We start from the raw sequence: 21510 nt of genomic DNA on the forward strand, positions 1-21510 counted from the left end.
TTCTTCGGGGTTGAAGGGCAATACGTCGTGTGGATCCGTTTGCCGATTCTATCGTGTCACAGTCGCCTCGCAAGCGGACCACGATGATCCAACGGCATTAGTCGGCAAGATGCTCACGAACGTTTTGCTCGTTCACCGGACGAATCAACCCGCGTTCGGTGATAATCGCTGCGATGTATTTGGCCGGCGTCACATCGAAGGCCGGATTGTAGACGTGTGCCCCATCGGGAGCTGTCTGACGTCCCATTCCGTTCGTGATTTCCAGAGGGTCACGTTCTTCGATCGGAATTTCTTCTCCGGAGGACAATGACAAGTCAAATGTGCTCGACGGAGCGGCAACGTAGAAGGGAATGCCATGTTCCTTCGCCAACAGAGCCACAGAGTACGTGCCGATCTTGTTGGCGGCGTCTCCATTGCCTGCGATGCGGTCCGCTCCGGTGACAACGGCCTGGACCCGTCCCTCTTTCATGACCCAACCAGCCATGGAATCACAAATGACGGTGACGGGCACGTTGCGTTGCATCAGTTCCCAGGATGTCAGCCGAGCCCCCTGGAGCAGTGGTCGCGTTTCGTCGGCATAGACCTGAAGTTGCTTGCCGCTCGCTGCGGCCGCAAAGATGACTGACAACGCCGTCCCATCGCCCGCCGTCGCCAATCCACCCGCGTTACAATGCGTGAGCACGCCGGAACCGTCCGCGAGCAATTCCGCACCGTGTCGGCCGATCGCCGCGCACATCTCGCGGTCTTCAAGTTCAATACGTCGAGCTTCTTCCAGCAATTTCGGTAACAACTTCGTTGAGGCTTCCTCTGGACGATCCGCCGCAAATTGCGACATCCGCTCGAGGGCCCAGAACAAGTTGACGGCGGTTGGTCGGCTTGTGGCCAGGTAGTCCACCGTCTCTTTCAATTTGGCATCAAACTGCTCACGGGGGGCGTCTGCCACTGCCTGCAACCCGATGACGACACCATAAGCCGCCGCGACCCCAATCGCAGGTGCACCACGAACGCGCAAGGCTTTAATGGCCTCCCAAACGGCCTCTACCGATCCGAGTTCAATCTCTTTCAACTCGGTTGGCAACAGGGTTTGATCAATCATCCAGAGTCGGCCCGTGTGATCGCCCTCCCAGCGAAGTGTTGGAGTGGGTGTTTCGGCAGATGTCGATGATGGATGCGGTACGGACATAGAAAAAGCTCAAAATGAAGTGGTCGATAGCACATGATGGATGTTCGCCGCGAACGGCTTTCGTTCGGTTGCCATTTCGACGAATACGCCACGAAGGCATGTTCTTCCTATGTAACAAACCGTGGATCGAAACATTAGGGAATGGGTCAAGTTTGCACGAACTTCATCGATTCTTGCTCGTGTCCACGACTTTGATTCACCGTCTGTAAGACAGCCCGACGCGAACCTGTTATGATGATCCCGAACGCACCGTTTTTCTCGCAAAGAAGGCCGATTCACGTATGTCCGCGGATTCTCGTCGCTCGTTGGCAGCTGCTCGTCAGAGCCAGTTTCTGGACGTGGTCAGCCGAGATGAGGCGACGCGTCGCTTTCGTGAAGCCATCAACACGCAACCGTTGGGTGTCGAGACTGTTCCGCTGTCGGAAGCGGTCACGCGAGTGCTGGCGGAGGATGTGGCCTCGCAGATTGATGTTCCAGGGTTCGACCGCTCGAATGTCGACGGATTCGCGGTCCAGGCGTCGGATACGTTCGGGGCCATGGAAGAAGAACCGCGAATTGCAAATCTCAATCTCGAAGTGATTTCGCCGGGCATCGAACCGGAAGGTTATGTCTCTCCCGGAACCGCAACGCCAATTGCCACCGGCGGGATGCTGCCACGCGGAGCCGACGCCGTTGTAATGATCGAAGACACCGACGTCGATGAAACAACCGATCCCCCGCAACTGAGTATCACACGTGCGGTCTCAGCGGGGCAGAACGTGTCGTTCGCCGGGAGTGACATTGCTCTCGGCGAGACGGTCTTGCGTGTCGGGCAGGTCCTTTCGTCACGGGAAGTCGGCGTACTGGCGGCGATCGGATTGTCGAAGATTGCCGTCTATCGCAGGCCGACCGTGGCCATTCTCTCGACGGGCGACGAAATTGTGCCTCCCGGCGGACTTCGACCGGCAGGAAAGGTTTACGATTCCAACTTGTTCATGCTCGCCGCCGCCGTGCAAGAACTTGGTGGCGAACCAGTGCCCTTGGGCGTCGTCCCCGATGAGGAAACCGCTCTGGAAAAGGCACTCGACGAAGCACTTCAATGCGATGTCGTGTTGTTGTCCGGCGGAACATCAAAGGGTGCTGGCGACTTGTCGTACCAGGTCGTCACCCGTCGCGTGACCGATCCGGGAATTGTCGCTCATGGCGTCGCATTGAAACCTGGAAAGCCAATCTGTTTGGCAGCGACGGAGAAAAAACCCGTCGTCATTCTGCCGGGCTTCCCCACATCGGCGATCTTCACCTTCCACGAATTCGTCGCCCCAATCATCCGGCAATTGGCGGGACTCAGTTCCCAAGCCACCGAAACCGTGACGGCTCGACTACCAGTTCGTGTGAATTCGCAACGGGGACGGACCGAGTTCCTGCTGGTCGGTCTCGTAAATTCCCCCGATGGACTCAGTGCGTACCCGATGGGCAAAGGAAGCGGGTCTGTCACGACGTTTAGCTTGGCGGATGGTTTCCTGACGATCGATCAACATACCGAACAGATAGCCGAGAATTCCAAAGTTATGGTCACGAAGTTAGCCGGTGGCAACAATGCGGCCGATCTCGTGTTTGTTGGGAGTCACTGTGTTGGTCTGGACCAGATTCTGAGTCAGATGAACCTGTCCGGCCGACAAACAAAAACCATTTTCGTCGGTAGTCAGGCCGGGTTGAATGCTGCCCGAAAAAACGACTGCGATCTGGCGGGTCTCCATTTGCTCGATGCCGCAACCGGCGAATACAACACGCCTTTTTTGGACGACAACGTCGTTCTGATCCCTGGTTACTTACGTTGGCAGTGTATCGTTTATCGATCCGACGACATACGCTTCGATGGCCTCACGCCAACACAAGCGATTGAATTGGCGATCAAGACCCCCGACTGCCGCATGGTCAATCGCAACCAAGGGAGCGGCACTCGGATTCTGGTTGATGAGTTGCTCGACGGGGAAAAGCCTTCGGGTTATGCGATGCAACCCCGTTCGCACAACGCAGTTGCGGCGGCAATTCAGCAAGGGCGAGCGGATTGGGGCGTGGCGATCGAGTCTGTCGCAATAAACTATGGTCTAAAGTCGATCCGTGTTCGCCAGGAACAGTACGATTTCGTTGTCCCACGATCCCGGTTCGATTCGCCGGTGATCCAAGAGTTCCGCAAGCGGTTGACATCCGACGAGACGCAAAAATTCTTGGAAGGAATGGGATTCACGCCAATTCATGCGTAACGTCCCGCCAGTTTCCGTCAACTTCAATTAGACCGGGGGGCGGTTATCCGGATACTCGGTGGACAGGATCAAACCGTTGCTTCCTGACCTTGACGAATAACCCACGAGGAGCGATAGCAAGCTGCTCGGTAGCTAATCCCCCTAGCGGACTGCCAGCGATTCCGCCATGGCATCCTGGGGTTCCAACTTAACTCGGTAAGCAACTCCACCAATCAAAATCTCGTCTCCCGGATACACTTCCGTTTCCGTGGCGGGCTGCCCGTTGACGATCGTCTGGTTTGTGGATGCCAGGTCTTTAAGAAATAACCGACCATCGACACAACACAACTCACAGTGCATTCGGCTGACAAGCGGGTGCGTCACCTGCACGTTGGCATGTGAACTTCGGCCAACGACAACCGGGACATCATCGACTTGAAATGAAATCGATGGGTAGTCCGAGAACTGGCTAATCAGTGAAACATCCATGATCATGACGTGTTTCAATACCCAATTGGCTGGCAGGATGAGTGGGGATAACTCGGCAGGCTCAAATCCGTTTTCTTTAAGAAAATTGAATGTCGCAATGATCCATTCAATATCAAAAAACGTTGTTGGGAGAAATAGGATACGAAATTTCCCTGATATCAACAACCGTTAATTTCAGAAAATTTGGAGTCTTCACCTCGACACCTCAAAAAGTGGGAACCATCCGGAAACATTCGCAATCCTAATTATCCCACTTCAATCAATCATTCCTGGGGAGATCCGAACGTTTTCTGCACGATTCCTCGTGGGGAAAGCTTAAACTGTACATTGGGCCCGCAAATCAATCGGCCGTTAGTTCCCAGATGCGGCCGTCATTTTATTAATGCTTAACATAATGCCAGATTCACAACCGCAACTTAAACTCCGCCACGACGACCGGATCTTCGGGCCAGTCAGCTTTGAGCAAGTTCAAGAGTTACTGACGGCAGGGAAGGTTCAGAAGACGGATTCCGTCCGTGAAGATGACGGCCCGTGGATTCAAATCCAGGACTACTTGGATTGGAAAGCTGAGCAACAGACGCCGGTCGCAGATATCTCCGAACTTCTCGGTGGTTCCGACACCAGCGGTCCTTCCGAGAAACCGGCTCAGCCGTCGCAATCGTCATCAGCCCCGCCTGCAAAACGCCCCGCGGGTTCCAGCTCGACCATCATTCCGGATGATGCTCCGCTGATCGCGGACGACGACGATCCGTTACCCGTCGAACCGAAACCAAAGAAGGCATCCTCCTCGTCCAACGACTACATGCCGTTGGCGGACTCGGAACCGGAGGCAAAGAACCAATTGGCGGAAACCGCGGAGGTTCCGAAGACGGATTCGCACCACCGAAAACCGAAATCGAAATCGGGTTCTGCATCGTCCGTTCGTGAGCAAAAAAGAAAATCCTCCGGTGGTTCGTCGGCGTCTGCTCGGTCCTCGAAAGCGGGGAAATCCGGGAGTGGAGTTCGAGCTAACTCAAAGTCCGGGGAGCAACGGAAACGTCGTCAGGCAACGGGACGAAGTAGTCAAGCCACCCAGTCGTTTCGTCTCCCCGACGATGCCGACTTGGACTCGATCCTCCGCGCGATGGCGACCTACGAAATGACCGCGGAAAGTCTCGACAGCTCCCCGGCACAATCGACTAAAAAACGTCGACGCAAATCGTAGTATTCGGCGGCGTGTTCAAAGCGGTCAACGCAACCACGTCCTGCGACATCACCGCAAGCCCTTTTAATATGACGGGCGGTAGACGTTGCGGGCATCGACGGTCTCCACTCGATCACTGAGTTCGCTCGTTTGCCATTCCTTCCAGGCAAGTTCCATCATTCGATTCGACCGAGCATTGAGTTCCTGCAACGACAGTTCTCGCTCGCGTTCGATTAACGGCGACAGCGATGTCAATTGGCACGAGGCAACATTGAGTTTCGCAAGCCGATCCACGCCGCCAGTCGATACCAGGAACGCGAACGCCGCCTGGCCAATGGGATTGTTGCTAAGATCCAATGCCGTCAAATTTTCTCTCATAGAGAGAATCCAGGCCGAGAGCGTCCGAAGTTCCGTCTCATGAATTTGATTGATCGCCAGCGAAAGTTCATTGAGCGATGGCAATTCGATTTCAAGCAGTTGGCTCACGACATCGGCTTGGCCCAATCGATTGAAGGACAAATCTAACGCAACGAGTTGTCGCCAGATGTTTGTGTTGGCCAAGTCCGTCAAGACCTCCGCAGTGAGGTGATTGGCACTCAGATCGAGTTCCGTAATCTGTGGCGGCGGAACATATTCCGCGAATTCGCGAGCATTCTCGGCGATATGCCGCAATTCCACGCGTCGTAACGCAGGCATCTGATCGCACAATGCGTGGCCGTTGCGAATGAAGTCCGCACTGGAGATGCGAACCCGCTCGATCAATCCGCGTTCAAAACACTTGACCGAGACGCCAGTCACTCCCAATGCGCGAAGCGGAGCGAGCCATTCCTCGCCGTGCATCTCAAGCAATTCACGTTCTCGATCCGACAGAGCGGCACGCGCGGCATCACCGGGAGGCAAGGTGGTCAGTTCACATTGCACACGGATAAGTTCGCCCCGCAGATCGCCTTGTTCCTCCAAGAAATCCGCGTAAATGAGTCGTGGTAGTAACTCCTGCGGTTCGTCCCGGATCGCCTGGATGAAGGTCCAATCATCACTCATGGGGCTTCACTCGAAAAGAAATGGGGTTCCGATTCTCACAGTTCGTAATCGACACCCTTGACGCGGGAGTGGGAACGGCTATCGTGACGTTGTTACGTCGGCGTCCGCGATCGCGGGCTTTCCCATTCATTGCCGTTTTTGATTGATACAAAAGGGAGTGCAAAATGCGTTCTTGGATTCTAAGCGTTATGATTCTGGCAGTCTTCGCGGGATGCTCCAAAAAGGACGATAGCGAATTCTCCGAACCAACCGGTGGCTCGCATGTTGAGGATTCCGCCCACGCAGCCCATGGTCCCCATGATGGGCACATGGCTCATATGGGAGCGGAACACCTGGTTGAAGTTACCGTGAGCAAAGAGCCAAAACAAGTCGCCGTTTACATTCTCGATCACGACGACCAAACCGTTGCAGACGTTGAGCCATCCGCTGTTGTGCTGTTCCTCACCGCCCACAAAGAAGACGAAGGCGAAGGCTTCCCACTCACGAAGAAGACCCTCGGCGAAGGCGATGACGCTGAAACCGCTTGGGTGATCGAAGGCGATGCCGTCCCAGCGGAATTGAAATCCATCGAAGATTTCAAAGGCCACGTGGACGTCACCCTCGACGAAGAAACAACAACGGTTACCTTCGCTCACGAGCATGACGACCACGACGATCATGAAGGCCACGAGGAGCACAAAGAGTAATTTTTCGTGCCGGATGATCTCATTGACGGGCTGGGTTATCACCGTATAACCCAGCACTTTTCATTTCCGCAGAAGCCCAATGCGGTGAGGGATTTTCCTCAGAAACCCGCAAGGATGTGATGGCGGAAGTCAGACAGCTCAATTCCCCGAGGAGCCGATTCCGATGGACCGCCCCCGTGTTTCTCGTATCCTCAGCGACGGCCAGCCGGGCGAACCGGTTGAGATCAGCGGCTGGGTCCGCACACGTCGCGACTCCAAAGACGGCTTCTCGTTCGTGGAACTCAACGACGGAAGTTGCATGGCCAATCTGCAATTGGTCATCGACAGTTCCGTGCCCGGCTACGCCGAGACAATCAAGAATGTGACCACGGGGTCGAGCATCAAAATCACCGGTGAGATCAAAGAATCTCCCGGAAAGAAACAACGCGTCGAAGTTCACGCCAGCACACTGGAACTCATCGGCACAGCGGATGTCGAATCCTATCCGTTGCAGAAGAAGCGACACAGCTTCGAATTCTTGCGGGAAATCGCCCATCTCCGTCCCCGCACCAATACATTCGGAGCCATTGCTCGCGTTCGAAATGCGGCATCGGCGGCGATTCACAATTTCTTCCAAGAACGCGGATTTCTGTACGTTCACACGCCGGTCATCACCACGAGCGATTGCGAAGGTGCCGGCGAGATGTTCCAGGTCACCACGCTGCTTCACGACGACAAACCACCGAAATCCCTGGATTACACGGAGGATTTTTTCGGCAAACGGGCGTCATTGACGGTGAGCGGGCAACTCGAAGCGGAAATCTACGCCACATCGGTCGGGGAGTGTTACACCTTCGGCCCGACTTTCCGAGCCGAAAACTCCAACACCACTCGGCACTTGGCCGAGTTCTGGATGATCGAACCGGAGATGCCGTTTTACGAACTTCCGCAGAACATGCAACTGGCGGAAGACTTCGTGCGGTCGGTCATCAAGATGGTGCTCGAAAAATGCCCCGACGACATGCAGTTCTTCAATGACCGCATTGACAAGACGGTGCTCGAAACCCTGAAGAATATCACGGAGAACGAATTCCTCCGTGTCTCATACACAGACGCGATCGAGATCCTCGAGCAGAGTGGGAAGAAGTGGGAATATCCCGTCAGCTGGGGACAGGATTTGCAATCCGAGCATGAACGCTTTCTGACGGAACAACACTTCAAACAACCCATCATTCTGTTTGATTACCCCCGAACGATCAAACCGTTCTACATGCGGTGCAATGACGATAACAAAACCGTACGGGCGATGGACGTGCTTGTTCCCAGGATCGGTGAGATCATCGGCGGCAGTCAGCGGGAAGAGCGTTACGATGTTTTGCTCGATCGAATGAAAGAGCAAGATCTCAATCCCGACGAGTATTGGTGGTACCTCGAACTCCGCAAATTTGGCAGCGTGCCCCACAGTGGGTTCGGTTTGGGCTTCGAGCGACTGATTCTCTTGCTGACTGGCATGCAGAACATCCGTGACGTAATTCCGTTCCCACGAACCCCGAAAAACGCCGAGTTTTAGTGTATTTGGACCCCGTGGAATCAATCCCGATTTTTCTCCCAAAACGGCAGAGCGATCGGTTGCCAACGGCGTCTTCACAGAATATACTTCCTCTCCCAATGACGCGGGGTGGAGCAGCCCGGTAGCTCGCGAGGCTCATAACCTCGAGGTCGCAGGTTCGAATCCTGCCCCCGCCACTTTTTGAGTTTATTGCGTTTTGCACAAACTCACACAACTTTGCCGAAGCCCTCGTTAATCGAGGGCTTTTTTTTATGGCCAGTGAGTTCAACTGCGGTGTAGATATCCAGCAGTTATCATTCTCTTGCACCGAGTGATGTTGGGAAACCAGACTCCAGTGCACGGGAATCACTTTACCCGCTTCATGGCAAAGGGCAACTGGGAGAACTTTGGTTTCTTCTCGCTACTGGCTCAGCTTGATGCCGATCGAGACCACGTTATGGCTTGGGGAACACTTTTTATCGCCGCTCTTTTCGAGATTGGATGGGCGATCGGTTTGAAGTACGCCCACGGTTTCACACGACTATGGCCAAGCGTGCTGACAATCACCGCAATGGTGATCAGCATGGCATGTCTCGCGTCGGCCGTTCGGACCATTCCGGTCGGAACGGGCTATGCCGTTTGGACTGGCATTGGCGCCGTCGGCACGGCGATTCTCGGCATCATTCTTTTCAGCGACCCCGTCACTTTCTGGCGAGTCGTGTGCTTGCTCATGATTGTTGGGGGTGTCGCGGGGCTGAAGTTTTCGGCCTCGTAACGTTCCGACGAAACGGTAGCCTAGCGGCAATCACTCATTCTCACCGATCAGCCGCTGGTTGATGTCACGTTCTTTCTTTTCCGCTCTTCGAATCAGCGTCGTCTGCCAGTTTTGAGAGAGCAGAGGGATCGCCGCCAGTTCCAAAGCAGCGTCGATGTCCGTTTTCTCAATGTGCATCACCTGATTGGCTCGCTCAACGGTCCATTCGGGATACGGCCGTTCCTGAAGGCTCACAGACTTTCCCGCAGCGATGTGTCCTTCGGTTAGCACGCGAAAGTACCACCCTGTCCGTCCCGTCTGTTGAACTTTTAGAGCAAGAGTTTTGATCCGCCACCGACGAGCTAGTTTCCAACATGGCTGACGCGGCTGCGAGACTTGCACGAGCACCGTATCACCAATTCGCCACGTGTCCCCGATACACACATCGGCTTCACTCAAACTCTCCATCGTCATGTTCTCGCCGAACGCTCCGAACGGAAGCCGCGGCTTGGCCAACGACTCTCGCCAACCAGAGTAATGCTCGGCGGAATAGGCGAGAACGGCTTTGTCTGGTCCGCCATGGTGAACCAAATCAGCTTGTCCATCACCATCAAGGTTCGTTCTCCCCAGCCAGACGCTGCCAGACACTGGCTCTTTAAAGAAACCAGTCGTCCAAGTGCGATCCATCGGATCGGCCGCTCCTTCTTCGCCATACTCGCGTGGCATGCCAACCTGAATTGAGGCCAATAGCGGTTGATTCAATGCTGAGTTCCTATTGTGTCTAGTGACGCAAGTTTGCTTGGTTTTCCGTCTTGACGGCCTGTTGTCATGTTTGGTTCGCAGTCGATCCGACAAACGAATCTGAGCACGGATTTCAAGCGGGTGTTCTCATGATCGATTCGAAACCGTCATGCGTCAACCAGTGAAAACAACGTGATAGCGGAACGGTTCACCGCCATGCACCACCCTTAACTTCATACGATGGCCACAAACTAGTGGTTCGACCACTCTGTATTGACGGGTTTCAAAACTTCCACCGCACGCTCGTTGGCGTGCTCATCGCAAATTGCGAACATGTCAATTCAGGTCGGATACAACACTAGACTGACACCGAATGCAGCCTTTTCGACCATGCCATTTGCCAAATTCGCTCATCGATCAATAATCGCCAACTTTCGCTTGCCACAAAACAGACAAGTCTGTATATTTTGGATATGAGCAAGACACGTCGCAAGAAGTCGGACGCCCGACAACGCATTCTGGAAACCGCCGAACGGTTGTTTTACGCCGAAGGCGTGCGGGCCGTCGGAATTGACCGCATTGTGGCCGAGGCCTCAGTGGCTAAGATGTCGTTGTACAACCACTTCGCCTCAAAGGACGAACTTATTCTCGCGGTGCTTCAGTACCGTGAAGAGCAAGTCGACCAGATGTTCGTCAATTCCATGACACGCCATGTTGATCAGGGAATGAACAAATTGGAAGCATTTTTTGCCGCCCTCAAGGAGTGGTTTGAAGCCGAGAATTTTCGCGGTTGCTCGTTCATCAATGCTGCCGTAGAGTTGGCAGACGCCGAGCATCCCGCTTCCCAATTTTCCGTCGAACATAAACGTCGTTTCTATGCGATGGTGAAAGCAATCATTAGTGAAGTCGCTGGGACTAAAGCAGCAGAGCGGACCAGTGAGGCGATCGCGTTACTCGTCGAAGGAGCGATCATCAAGGCAGTCATGGACCAGTCATCACATCCAGCCGATGTTGCCAAAGAAACAGCAATGGCGCTTGTAGCTCGAGCGAAACGAAAATAGCCAGAGGAAACCCATTCTCATTTTTTTTGCCCGAATATATACCGACCTGTCTGTATATATTCACAATCCCATGTTCGGAGTGAATTATGAATGAAGCCGCCGAAAACAGCATCGTCTACGGTAGTGGCCGAAAAGCAGATGCCGCTATCCCCCGTCCGGGAGTGCGTCTGCGAAAGGAGAACGTGGCCGTTGTCGTCACCGATCCGCAGAACGACTTCTTAAGCCCAGACGGGGTCAGTTGGTCAGTTGTTGGCGAGAACGTCACCGAAAACAACACGGTTGAGAACATTCGACAGTTATTCGCAGCAGCGAAGGAGATGGATGTCCCGCTCGTCATCAGTCCTCATTACTACTACCCGCAAGATCACCGTTGGCACTTCGAAGGTGCGTTAGAGAAGTTGATGCACGACATTCACATGTTTGACCGGCCAGCCGCACTTGACCTAACAAATTTCGTCGGGTCGGGAGCCGATTGGCTCAAGCAATACAAACCGTACATCAATGATGGAGAAACCATCATCACAAGCCCGCACAAGGTCTATGGCCCCGAATCCAATGATCTTGTTTTGCAATTGCGAAAACGGGGAATCACTCAAGTTATCCTCGCGGGCATGTCCGCCAATCTGTGTGTGGAATCCCATCTTCGAGAGCTGTTGGAGCAAGGCTTTGAAGTCGCAGTCGTTGGCGATGCAACGGCGGCGGCTCAAATCCCCGGCTACGACGGATATGCCGCAGCGATCACGAATTTCCGCTTCCTCGCAAGTGACGTGTGGAGCACGACGGAAGCCATCGACCGGTTGTTGAATCTTTCGAAACCGGTTGAAGTCTGCCAGACAGTTTGAACGAACTCTGCAAAAAATCGTCGCAGACACTTGAACAGTGAACCAAACTGCTGAACTTCTCAATCAGGTTTCTTACAAGGAGACGAAAGTATGACAATGCCTTACAAGGTGACGCTGACTCTACTGAGCATGATTCCCTGGATGACTTCTGCAAATCTAGACGCATCCGAACCGACAATTCCGCAAGTCTATTATCGAACAGTCCAAGTCGATGGGCTGGAGATTTTCTATCGGGAGGCGGGCGATAAGGATGCCCCGACGGTCTTGCTGTTGCATGGATTCCCCACATCCTCGCACATGTTTCGCAATCTCATACCAAGGTTGGCAGACAAGTATCATGTCGTGGCTCCCGACTATCCCGGCTTCGGGTACAGCTCGGCTCCCACGGTGGATCAGTTCGAGTACACATTCGACAACCTCGCGAAAGTGATCGAGGAATTCACGGTAAAGATCGAGCTAACAACCTATGCCATTTATTTAATGGACTATGGAGCCCCCGTCGGCTTTCGACTGGCAGTCAGACATCCGGAGCGGGTGACATCGCTGATCATTCAGAACGGGAACGCTTATGACGAAGGGCTCGACAACGAGTTTTGGGTGCCGATCAAAGCGTACTGGAAAAACCGAACTCCAGTCCAAGGCGACAAACTGCGATCCTTCCTCACACTCGACGCAACGAAGTGGCAATACACGCATGGCGTCCGCAACGTTGAAACGATTAGCCCTGACACCTGGGGACACGTGCAACCATTCTTGGACCGTCCCGGTAACCAAGAAATTCAGTTGGCCCTATTCTATAGTTACGGTAGCAACCCGCCGCTGTACCCGAAGTGGCAAGCATACCTTCGCAGGTTCCAGCCGCCGACACTGATCGTGTGGGGCAAGAATGATGAAATATTCCCAGCGGCAGGCGCGTATCCCTACAAACGCGATCTGAAAAACCTGCAGTTCCACCTACTCGATACCGGCCACTTTGCCCTTGAGGAAGACGGCGAGAAAATCGCCAGATTGATGCGAGCGTTCCTCCAAAATCAATCGAGGAAATAACAACTCAAGTTTTTTCCACCACACATATACAGACCAGTCTAACCATAGCCACTTCAGTCAAATGTGGTAGCCAAAGACGGAGTGACTATTTAAGTCCACCAAGAAACAGAACACCGTAGCCCAATCGAGAAAGAGTATCATGTCGAATCTAAGCCCCCCATTTACTGAAGAAACAGCGTTGGCCAAAGTTCGGGCAGCCGAAGACGCTTGGAACAGTCGCGATCCGCAGCGGGTCGCGCTCGCCTATTCGGAAAACTCCGAGTGGCGAAACCGTGGTCAGTTTCTTCAAGGACGTGATGCGATCCGTGAGTTCTTGACGACCAAATGGAATCATGAACTCGATTATCGACTCACAAAGTCTCTTTGGAGCTTTACCGAAAATCGAATCGCTGTTCGCTTCCAGTACGAATACCACAACGAAGCAGGACAATGGTTTCGAGCCTACGGAAATGAGCTTTGGGAGTTTGACGACAATGGTCTGATGCGTCGCCGTGAGGCCAGCATCAATGACCGTCCAATCCAAGAAAGTGAACGCAAATTCGATTGGCCCGCTCCAGGTCCACGTCCTGCTGAAGAACCGGGGATTCCAGCGATTCAGTAACGAGTTCTCTGCCAGCCCATAGCAACATTTCGCACATGGATGGTCCCCAATGGCGGAACGCAACACAGGCCCAGGGCTCTAAGCGCTGGGCCTGTCACTATGACTTGTTGTTGATCTGGATGCCGAAGTCAGAGAAGCACAGTCAAGAGACTGCAATCACAGTGACGACGTATCCTTATATCATCACTTGCAGCTAGTCACTTGATCGCTTTGTTCCCATAGCCCGCCCAGACCCACTCGATCGCATGAGGGAGAAACTGTTCCTTCGCGTTCCGGATACCGTGTCCCGAATTGCGACAAAACACATACTGATATTCGTATCCTTTGTCTTTCAGAACTTTCGCCATGCGATGGTTCGCTTCGACCCAATCGTGCATTCCATCACGCATGACATTCGGATTCAGGAGATCCCGATCGCCAACAGAAATGAAAATGCGAATCGGCTTTTTAGGAGTTTTGGGTATTAAAGTTTTGTGAAATCCCCAGGCCCCATCGGGGTACATCGGATCGAAAGGCCATGCTTGATTCACAAAGGTCCCCGAGGTTGTAAGCACGCGTCGATACAGATCAGGTCGAAACCAGGCCATGATCAGTGCTGCCGACCCACCTGAACTCGACCCCATGGCCGCACGCCCTTCGGGATCTTTGGTGAGTTTGACGTTGCAATTTTTCTCAACCCTTGGCAGGACTTCTGTTTCTATGTACTCAGCAAAAAGCCCAGACATATTGTCGTACTCTTTGCCCCGCTGATGACCTTGAGCGTCGCCCCCGCCGTTGGCAATTTGGATCAGAATGATCGGCGGAATCCGCTTCTGTGCAATGAGGTTATCGAGGATTCGCGGTAGTGTCATGTTCGGGCGTCCCTTGGGGCCGTCATGAACGACCATAAAGGGCGCCGGCGTGTCACGCTGGTACTGTGCCGGGATATAGACTGTGATTTGCCGTCGATAGTCGATTGGGTGTGTATCGACGATCAACGTTTTCGGGTTCTCCGGATCAACAGTCCCAAACTTTCTCCGCGCGATTCCTGGGTTATAGATCTTTGTTTCTTTCGAGTCGATTTTGAACTGCTGAACCGTGCCCTGTGGAACGCCAGCGACAGCCTTCCGTTCGGGTGCTGGAATGTACTTCGGCCCAATCACAAAGTTTCCATAGACATTGAGCGGAGGAGACTCACCTGGGCTCAGGACTTCGAATTCGGGAGCCGACGGATCATCGTAATGTCGGACCGGCGGTGCAGCCGAGATCGCTGATGTCGTCGACACGAGGAGAAAGATGAGCCGCATTGAGATGGTTCGATTCATAGAGTTGGTCTACCAAAGTATTGATGGGAGTGTCTGCGAATGCTGATCGATGTTCAAAAGACAGCTACGGGATAAGATCCTGGGCTTTCAGCCATCGAATTGATCCCTTTTGCCACGCATCCCACATTGGTCCGCGATATCCGTTCAGTCCATGGCCGCCCGAGGGCAATTTGAGGTATTCGGTGGGAACTTGGTGCTCTCGCAGAGCCTCGTGAAACAGACGACTATTGTCAGGAACGACGACTTTATCATCCAAAGCGTGAGCCAAATACGTGGGAGGAGTCTGCTTGTTGACTTGCATTTCATTGGAGAAAAGTCGAACCATCTTGTCCGTTGGCATCCGTCCCAACAGGTTCCGTTTCGATCCTTGATGAGTTTTGTCGCTCATTGAAATTACTGGGTAGACTAAGATCATAAAATCGGGTCGGCAACTTTCTCGCTCAATCGGTTCCTGGCTATTGGGGTCACCAGCATCAAAGTGAGTACCGGCTGTAGATGCCAAGTGTCCGCCAGCCGAGAAGCCAATGACTCCGATACGTTTTGTATTCAACCCCCACTTTGAGGCATTCGCGCGGGTCAGTCGAATGGCGCGTTGGACATCGCGCAGTGGTACAAAGGGGCGTCCCTTGGGTAACTCATACTCTAACACAATTCCCGTGATGCCGTGACGATTGAGCCACTTTGCAATTCCGTGTCCTTCGCCCCCCGTCACAAGTCCGCGATAGCCACCACCGGGGCAAATCACAATCGCGGTTCCATTGGGTTTGGAGGGGCGATGAACTGTTAGTTTCCCTTCGCTCTTTGGCGGTTTTTGAGTCCACAATGGCGGTTTCATGGTCTTGGAAGAACCTTCGTCCGCGAACGTTTCGTTGACTGCCCCAACAACTAGCAACACCACACCACACAGCAACTGCGTTTTGACTTGTTTTGAGAGTTTTACTAGGTCAATCATGAGCGACGCCTTTATTGTTTTAGTTCGGTACGACAGGTCTGATGTTTGCCTTGATTTTAGACGATGTTACGGTTGGCCAATGATTGGCTCAATCATCGTTTTGTATCGCTGTTTTAGCGATGGAAGAGTATGTTGACGAAGTGCTAGCATTTCCTTGTTCGAAAGGACTAGCTTTTTCTCCGATATGAGCGTGACCAACGACTTGGCGCGTCGATCAGTTCGTAATAACGCTTCGATCGCCAATTGGCGGTTTCTTCCCTCAAGGTGAGCGAGAGCACTAGCAAGTAACTCCGTCGCAGTATCGGTGTCGATGTCGGCTAAGCCACTGACGGCACCCATTTGCAATTCGCGGGAACTGTTCAAGTATTTTTTCAGCTCGACGATCGCATCATCAGGTTCAAGCAGTGCAATCATCCGGAGGGCATCGTAGCGTGTTCCAGAGCGAACTTGCTCATCGTGGGCCATTTTGACGGCTTTGTCTAAGGCTTCCGGCCAAGCTGCTTTGACAGCTGGCAAGCCTTGCAGAATTTCGTCGATTCGTTGATCGGGCCAGAGTCCGATTTGCGTGGCTCCATTAATCAGACCACCGCCGATAACGACGGCCTGCCAGTCTTCGAGAGGATGGCCGGCTTTCGGAACGCTGATTTCCAAGAGATCACGAATCTCGCCACCATCGTTCCGTTTGGCGACCGCGATCGAGACACGCCAAATCCACGGAATTCGACGATACTGTTCCTTCATGTCTTTGGGATCGAGATCGGCCGTCAGTATCCCAATGATCGCCGGTCCCATGCCAGGCCTTTGGTCGATCGCTTGCTGACGCCGTTCGACGGATTGCGTCTCGTCCAACAGGAACGGTGCGATTTCCGGTGCCCGTCTCGGAAGTGGAGTTTCTGTGATGTCGCTCGCGGCGAAACGTGGAGCTTGACCAACCGGAACGAGACGAATCTCACGAAGGTCGAACAGGGCCTGCTCAACAGGTTCCGCCGCTCGCATGATGATTGAATGACGCCCTGCGGTGAGAGTCGTGCGTCCAATTTTTGGTTGACGATACCGATCCCAACCGCCCGTGCTAGCAACCTTCCCGACAATCGGATTCGGTAGACCGTCCACACGAAATGAATTCCCAGCGGCAGAACCCACGCAGGCGAAATTCAGATAGACGTCGTACTCGCCCGGCTTTGGCAGGTCGATCTGCCAAACGGCCGAGTCTCCCTGATCGTGCCAGTATCCGATGTTGGAGAAATCCGTCTCGAAGGTAATGTCTTTCCCACGGATTTCGGCAACGGTTGCGGTGAGTTTTAGTACGCCATCGTCATCAGGACGAACAACCTGAGGCTGATTGCCGGGCAGACGTTTGGCCGGCTGCTGAAAACTCCCTAAGTAGGCGATTACGTCGCTTAAGTCGTGACTGGACAGGTCTCGTTCCAGGCCTTCCGGCATGAGCGATTTTTGCGAAGATTGCATTACCTCGATCTCGTCGCGTGCTATCGAATGCTCTTTGCCGCCGGACTCTCGCAACCGCACACTTGTGGATGACTCGTCGACGAGGAGTCCAGCAGTGACGCGTCCGTCGGTCGTCGCGATCGTCCATGAAAGATATCGGGCATCGACCTGTTGATTCGGATCAAGTATCGCCGCGAGCAACCATGCCGGATCACGAACGGTCAGTGCCTGCAGGTTTGGACCGACTGCGTGTCCATAATCCTCGAGTCGATGACAGGACGCACAATGCTTTCGGAACTTCGTGCGACCATGCTCGACGTTACCGGGCTTGAGTGATGACAGCATCTCTTTCACAATCTCCGCCCGGTTCGATTGCCCAGACGCCCCCAAAGCCTTTTCGGCTTGTGATCGTTGTTCGACGGCAATTCGCGAGAGCAGTTTCTCACGGCGGTTGGCATCGAATCGATCAGCGCGGACCGTTCCCGTTTCCAACGCTTTCACCAACACTGCGGGACCATTTTTTTGATTCAACATGGTGTCGATGATTGCGAAACGGATGTCATTCCCGAGCGAGGCGTAGGCTCGCATCAGCAATTTCGGCATGTCTTCCGCACCGGTCGCGACGACCGCGGTCAAGGCGTCTCTCTGCAGTTTGGCTGGGTACCGAGGGGAAAGAAATCGAGCCAAATAAGAGGCCCGTTTGTTGGCAGAGAATCGGTTGGAGATGCTGCTGGCTTCTACGGCGGATTTCGAAAAACTGCCGAATTGTCGACCGAGCAATTTGAAAGCCGCTTCGTACTTCTCCGATGTTTCGTTCGTGGCTCTTACAGTGGCCAGAGCATTCTGAAAGAGTTTCTGAATCTGCTCGACCTTGGCGAGTTCTTCCGGCATGTGGTCTTGGGCGGATCGGCGGTCCGTTGCAGTGAGAACCGTGATCCACAATTCTGCGGCTGTCTTTGTGGGCAGTGGTTCGACAGTGGGGAGATGCTTGGTGAACACGGCGTGAAGAGTATCAGCATCCCCAAATTGCACAGCGAGCTCGAGGAGTTTCTTCCATGATGCGGAGTCATGGTTCGAGGTGGGCAAGTCCGTGAAGGCTTGTAGGACCTGTTGAATGTTCTTTGACGAAACAGAATTCAACGCCGCACTGCGGACATAGGTGCTGCTCTCAGCACCGCTCGCCAGACGGGCAATTGCCGCCGAGAACTCCGGGCTGTGTCCCGCTCCCAAGGAGAAGGCCACCTGGCGCCGCAGCCGCATGTCTTTGTGATCAGCCAACGCAACAACCGCTGTGCGTAGTTCCGCTGATTCATCGAGGAACTGCTCACTCAGCTCCACCGCGAACCGCTGGACATCGGGCGAACTCGTTCCCAGACCTCGCAGAACATCGTCCGCGGTGAGTTGGTTTAATCCCTTGAGAACGGAAAGAGCTTGCAGTTGTGCTGCCGGATGTTCTGAATTTTTGATGATCTCGCGAATGCTTGCAGCCGCGTCGGTCGCGTTTTGCCAGAGAAGTTTTTGGTGGACGAGATCCCGCAGGGTTCCGTTCGATGAGTCCAACCGTTTAGCGAGTTCCGTCGTTGACAATCTCTGAAGATCCGGAAGGACGCTGGCAGTTTTGGTTGTGTTATCCGTCGTGGATGCCGTCCCGCGTGGCAAGACGCGATAGATTCGCCCTCGTCCTTGACCGGCATAGACATCGAGTTCGTCGCGAGTGGACTGCGGAATCCAGCGGGAGTGTTCAATCACAAAGCGATACATATCGACGACCCACAAGGCTCCATCAGGGCCGGTTCGAGCTTGCACCGGTCGAAACCAACGATCGTTCGAACTCAGAAATTCGCGATCTTCTTCACTCTCGCCCCGTGTCCCTGAGAAAACCGGATTGCCTTCTCGAAAATCAATGCGATGCACCGATTGGTGAACCGGCTCGCAGGTGAAGGCGTCGTTAAGAAATTCTTTCCCCAGCAGTGTGTCGCGATAGATTCCTAACCCACAGGCCGATGTTGCTCGGCCCGGTGCTCCGGACAACGCAAACCGAACCAGATTCTCCGGTGGCAGCAGCTGGTGGGCTTCCTCTGCGATTCGGACAACAGGCACCGCCGCCGGTGACGCCAACGGGTTACGGGCTTGGTACTTTTCATCCGATGGGATCGGTCGCAAGAGAGTGCCGTTGGAGCACCCAAACCAATCTCCCCAGTCGTTACGACATCGGCCTTGCTGTGTTCGCCCATTGACCGGCTGAATAATTCCCTCGTCCGGTTTGATTCGGAAGTCGCGATTTCGGCAATCGACGGTTTTTCCAGTCTGTGGGTTCGTAATGAGACCACCGAACAGCCCGGACGCACCGTACACCCAATTATCCAGTCCCAGCCGCAAACTATTGACTCTCGCCTGAGCATTGCGGACTTCGAAGCCGGTGAACAGTTGCGTGACTTTGTCGGCTTGGCCGTCGCCGTTTGTGTCTTGAGCGTAGAGAATGTCGGGAGCATCGCAAATCAACACGCCTTCCCGCCAGACTTTCACATCGGTCGGGAAGCGGAGTCCATCGACGAACGTTTTGGCGACCTCGAAGAAACCGTCGCCATCGGCGTCGCGAAGACGACGAATCCGACCTTGCTGTTGGAAGTTTTCATACACATCGCGACCGTAGTCGTTCATCTCAGCCACCCACAGGCTGCCATCGGGTCCGAAATCAATGGCGACCGGATCGGAAATGGCTGGTTCAGCGGCCGCCAGTACCACTTGCAAATCCGCGGCGACTTGCATGGTTTTCAGCGATTCTTCCGGCGACTTCGGTGCGATCCCGCGTGTACCGGCTGCGACCGAGAACGATCTTGGAATCTGACGGTGAACTTCTTCGACAATCTGATCTTCCAACCCAGCTTTCAATGTGTTCGGCAATGCAAAGTATGGGACTTCGCCACCACCACCATAACCGCCCTCTTCGAGCAAACGCTCGGACGGAATGTAACAACAAAAGTCGTTGCTATACGTGTTCAGCCAGAACCGATCGTGATCGAACTCGCTCTTGAGCCGTTTCGCATAATCAACGCACACCTCACCTGCGAGAAAGGTCATACAAAAGCTGTCGCCAAACGTCCAAGTTTGGATGGGGTAATCAATTTCCGTGAGTAAAGACTCGCCCCGATCCAGCCGTTGTAACTGCGTTTGGGCGTTGTAACGGTCTGTCGGACGCCCCTTCTGCGTTTGGGCAACGAGTTCCTCTCGTGTTGGCGGCGGATTCAGAGGGAGTTTGATCCGGCGATAGACCGCCGTTGCAGGACCGGAGATGCGGGTCAACTTGCCAGAGAGTAGCCGTTCCACTTCCGTTGCGATCTCGACCCCTTGGCCTTCCGCAACCTGCACGTTATCGCCGGTGACGCCCGAGATCGGATTTTGATCCGAACCGGCTCCAATGGAAACCATCGCAACGCAATCGGGAAATCGTCGTTCGATCATGGCCGCCGCGTAACCGGCCCAATCCCCGCTGATCTGATTGAACGATAACGTCACACAATGGCAGGCGTACGAAACGTAGATCGCCCGCGGCTGGCCGGACTTCAGATCACGCACAACCAACATCGGTAAGTCATGGTCGGTTGGCCCGCCAACGGTTCGGCGATTTTTGGCGAAATGCGCACTTCCGGTTGCCCGTTCCAAGTGGGCCGGTCGCATGGAATCCAAAGCTTGCCGAGCCGCTTTAGTGATCGAATTCGTTAATTCCTTAGTGTACCGATCAATGTGTTTTTGGTGGCTTTCAGGAATCGCTTGGCTGAAAATGTTATCACATGCGCCATTGACTTTCGGCGTGCAATGGGAATGGGTGAACGTAATCACCAAGTTCTCGGCGGGTACCCCGTGAGACTTCTTCAACTCTTGTGCGACTCGGTCACGCATCGACTGCCGAATACCGAGACTATCCAATGTAACCAAGACCAATGGCGATTTGGCAGAAGGCGAGTCCGAATGCTCGGCGATCGCCAACGCTTTGGCATAAATCGGCTGAGAGACGCCTTCGGACTCCTCCCGACGATTGCCAAATCCGTTGAGTCGAATCGGGTACGTGGGAGTGATATCGACCGCGGAAACGCCGACATCATAAACGTCGCCCCCGACGGCCGGTCGGCACGCGATCAGCAGAATCGGTATCGCGAGACAGATGAAACGCCAATCAAACCGATTGCGATTTCCTGTCTCATCGAGAGGAATTTGGCTTTGTCTTCTTCTGACAGGTTGCATTCGCGTCACGTTCACAGTCTCAACTCGCATGGTGCGTGATTCAGTCCGACGTCGCCGTCGAGCGCGACGACGCATAAGTGGCAATTCCGCCCCCAAGGGCATGCACCGTCGGATTCTCCACGAATGGCGAGGGAATGTAAACAATCACAAGCGAGTTTTGATATGTGAACATTGTGGACACACGAGCC

At 54.0% G+C, this 21510-nt stretch carries 16 protein-coding genes and 1 tRNA gene; 10 read left to right on the plus strand and 7 right to left on the minus strand.

What is annotated here, in order from left to right; translation table 11 throughout:
* Nucleotides 1-97 precede the first annotated feature (97 nt).
* Nucleotides 98-1183, minus strand: a complete 1086-nt coding sequence (gene mtnA / locus G6R38_RS25460) for an S-methyl-5-thioribose-1-phosphate isomerase (protein WP_166831623.1) — start codon at nt 1181-1183, stop codon at nt 98-100.
* 281 nt (nt 1184-1464) lie between these two features.
* Between mtnA and G6R38_RS25465 the strand changes: the two genes are divergently transcribed.
* The gene (locus G6R38_RS25465) at nt 1465-3426 is read left to right on the plus strand and encodes a molybdopterin biosynthesis protein (protein WP_166831624.1); all 1962 of its coding nucleotides are present in this window, start codon (nt 1465-1467) and stop codon (nt 3424-3426) included.
* A gap of 141 nt (nt 3427-3567) precedes the next feature.
* Here G6R38_RS25465 and G6R38_RS25470 read toward each other — a convergent pair whose 3' ends face one another.
* On the minus strand, nt 3568-3900 hold the full coding sequence (locus G6R38_RS25470) for an FHA domain-containing protein (RefSeq protein ID WP_166831625.1): 333 nt from the start codon (nt 3898-3900) through the stop codon (nt 3568-3570).
* A 388-nt stretch (nt 3901-4288) separates the two neighbouring features.
* On the opposite strand from G6R38_RS25470, the gene G6R38_RS25475 reads away from it, so the two are divergent.
* The gene (locus tag G6R38_RS25475) at nt 4289-5098 is read left to right on the plus strand and encodes a hypothetical protein (protein WP_166831626.1); all 810 of its coding nucleotides are present in this window, start codon (nt 4289-4291) and stop codon (nt 5096-5098) included.
* 63 nt (nt 5099-5161) lie between these two features.
* Here the strand turns inward: G6R38_RS25475 and G6R38_RS25480 are convergent, their stop codons facing one another.
* Nucleotides 5162-6118 carry a TIGR02996 domain-containing protein gene (locus G6R38_RS25480; RefSeq protein WP_166831627.1) on the minus strand — a complete coding sequence of 319 codons (957 nt, stop codon included), beginning with the start codon at nt 6116-6118 and terminating at the stop codon, nt 5162-5164.
* A 164-nt stretch (nt 6119-6282) separates the two neighbouring features.
* Between G6R38_RS25480 and G6R38_RS25485 the strand changes: the two genes are divergently transcribed.
* The 4 genes from G6R38_RS25485 (at nt 6283) to sugE (ending at nt 9107) form a co-directional block, all read left to right on the plus strand.
* Complete coding sequence (locus G6R38_RS25485; protein WP_166831628.1) at nt 6283-6804, plus strand: hypothetical protein; 522 nt, start codon at nt 6283-6285, stop codon at nt 6802-6804.
* Nucleotides 6805-6967: 163 nt separating this feature from the next.
* Entirely contained in the window at nt 6968-8353 is a 1386-nt protein-coding gene (gene asnS, locus G6R38_RS25490) for an asparagine--tRNA ligase (protein WP_166831629.1), read from the plus strand.
* 102 nt (nt 8354-8455) lie between these two features.
* Nucleotides 8456-8529: transfer RNA gene (locus tag G6R38_RS25495), tRNA-Met, on the plus strand.
* A gap of 260 nt (nt 8530-8789) precedes the next feature.
* The gene (gene sugE, locus G6R38_RS25500; RefSeq protein ID WP_166831734.1) at nt 8790-9107 is read left to right on the plus strand and encodes a quaternary ammonium compound efflux SMR transporter SugE; all 318 of its coding nucleotides are present in this window, start codon (nt 8790-8792) and stop codon (nt 9105-9107) included.
* 30 nt (nt 9108-9137) lie between these two features.
* Here the strand turns inward: sugE and G6R38_RS25505 are convergent, their stop codons facing one another.
* Nucleotides 9138-9848: an MOSC domain-containing protein gene (locus G6R38_RS25505; RefSeq protein ID WP_206028726.1), complete on the minus strand. Its 711-nt coding sequence runs from the start codon at nt 9846-9848 to the stop codon at nt 9138-9140.
* A 452-nt stretch (nt 9849-10300) separates the two neighbouring features.
* On the opposite strand from G6R38_RS25505, the gene G6R38_RS25510 reads away from it, so the two are divergent.
* The 4 genes from G6R38_RS25510 to G6R38_RS25525 all read left to right on the plus strand — a co-directional run bounded on the left by G6R38_RS25510 (nt 10301) and on the right by G6R38_RS25525 (nt 13378).
* Nucleotides 10301-10888, plus strand: coding sequence for a TetR/AcrR family transcriptional regulator (locus tag G6R38_RS25510; RefSeq protein ID WP_166831630.1), 588 nt, complete (start codon nt 10301-10303; stop codon nt 10886-10888).
* Between the two features lie 86 nt (nt 10889-10974).
* Complete coding sequence (locus G6R38_RS25515; RefSeq protein ID WP_166831631.1) at nt 10975-11730, plus strand: cysteine hydrolase; 756 nt, start codon at nt 10975-10977, stop codon at nt 11728-11730.
* Nucleotides 11731-11871: 141 nt separating this feature from the next.
* On the plus strand, nt 11872-12777 hold the full coding sequence (locus G6R38_RS25520) for an alpha/beta fold hydrolase (protein ID WP_390881473.1): 906 nt from the start codon (nt 11872-11874) through the stop codon (nt 12775-12777).
* 139 nt (nt 12778-12916) lie between these two features.
* On the plus strand, nt 12917-13378 hold the full coding sequence (locus tag G6R38_RS25525) for a nuclear transport factor 2 family protein (RefSeq protein ID WP_166831633.1): 462 nt from the start codon (nt 12917-12919) through the stop codon (nt 13376-13378).
* 197 nt (nt 13379-13575) lie between these two features.
* Here G6R38_RS25525 and G6R38_RS25530 read toward each other — a convergent pair whose 3' ends face one another.
* From G6R38_RS25530 to G6R38_RS25540, 3 genes are all read right to left on the minus strand, one after another.
* Nucleotides 13576-14664: an alpha/beta hydrolase gene (locus tag G6R38_RS25530; protein ID WP_166831634.1), complete on the minus strand. Its 1089-nt coding sequence runs from the start codon at nt 14662-14664 to the stop codon at nt 13576-13578.
* A gap of 82 nt (nt 14665-14746) precedes the next feature.
* Nucleotides 14747-15634 (minus strand): alpha/beta hydrolase, encoded by an 888-nt coding sequence (locus G6R38_RS25535; RefSeq protein WP_166831635.1) that lies wholly within the window; start codon nt 15632-15634, stop codon nt 14747-14749.
* 66 nt (nt 15635-15700) lie between these two features.
* The gene (locus G6R38_RS25540) at nt 15701-21352 is read right to left on the minus strand and encodes a neutral/alkaline non-lysosomal ceramidase N-terminal domain-containing protein (protein ID WP_166831636.1); all 5652 of its coding nucleotides are present in this window, start codon (nt 21350-21352) and stop codon (nt 15701-15703) included.
* Nucleotides 21353-21510: the final 158 nt, after the last annotated feature.

The sequence above is a fragment of the Thalassoroseus pseudoceratinae genome (genome assembly GCF_011634775.1).
Taxonomy (GTDB): domain Bacteria; phylum Planctomycetota; class Planctomycetia; order Planctomycetales; family Planctomycetaceae; genus Thalassoroseus; species Thalassoroseus pseudoceratinae.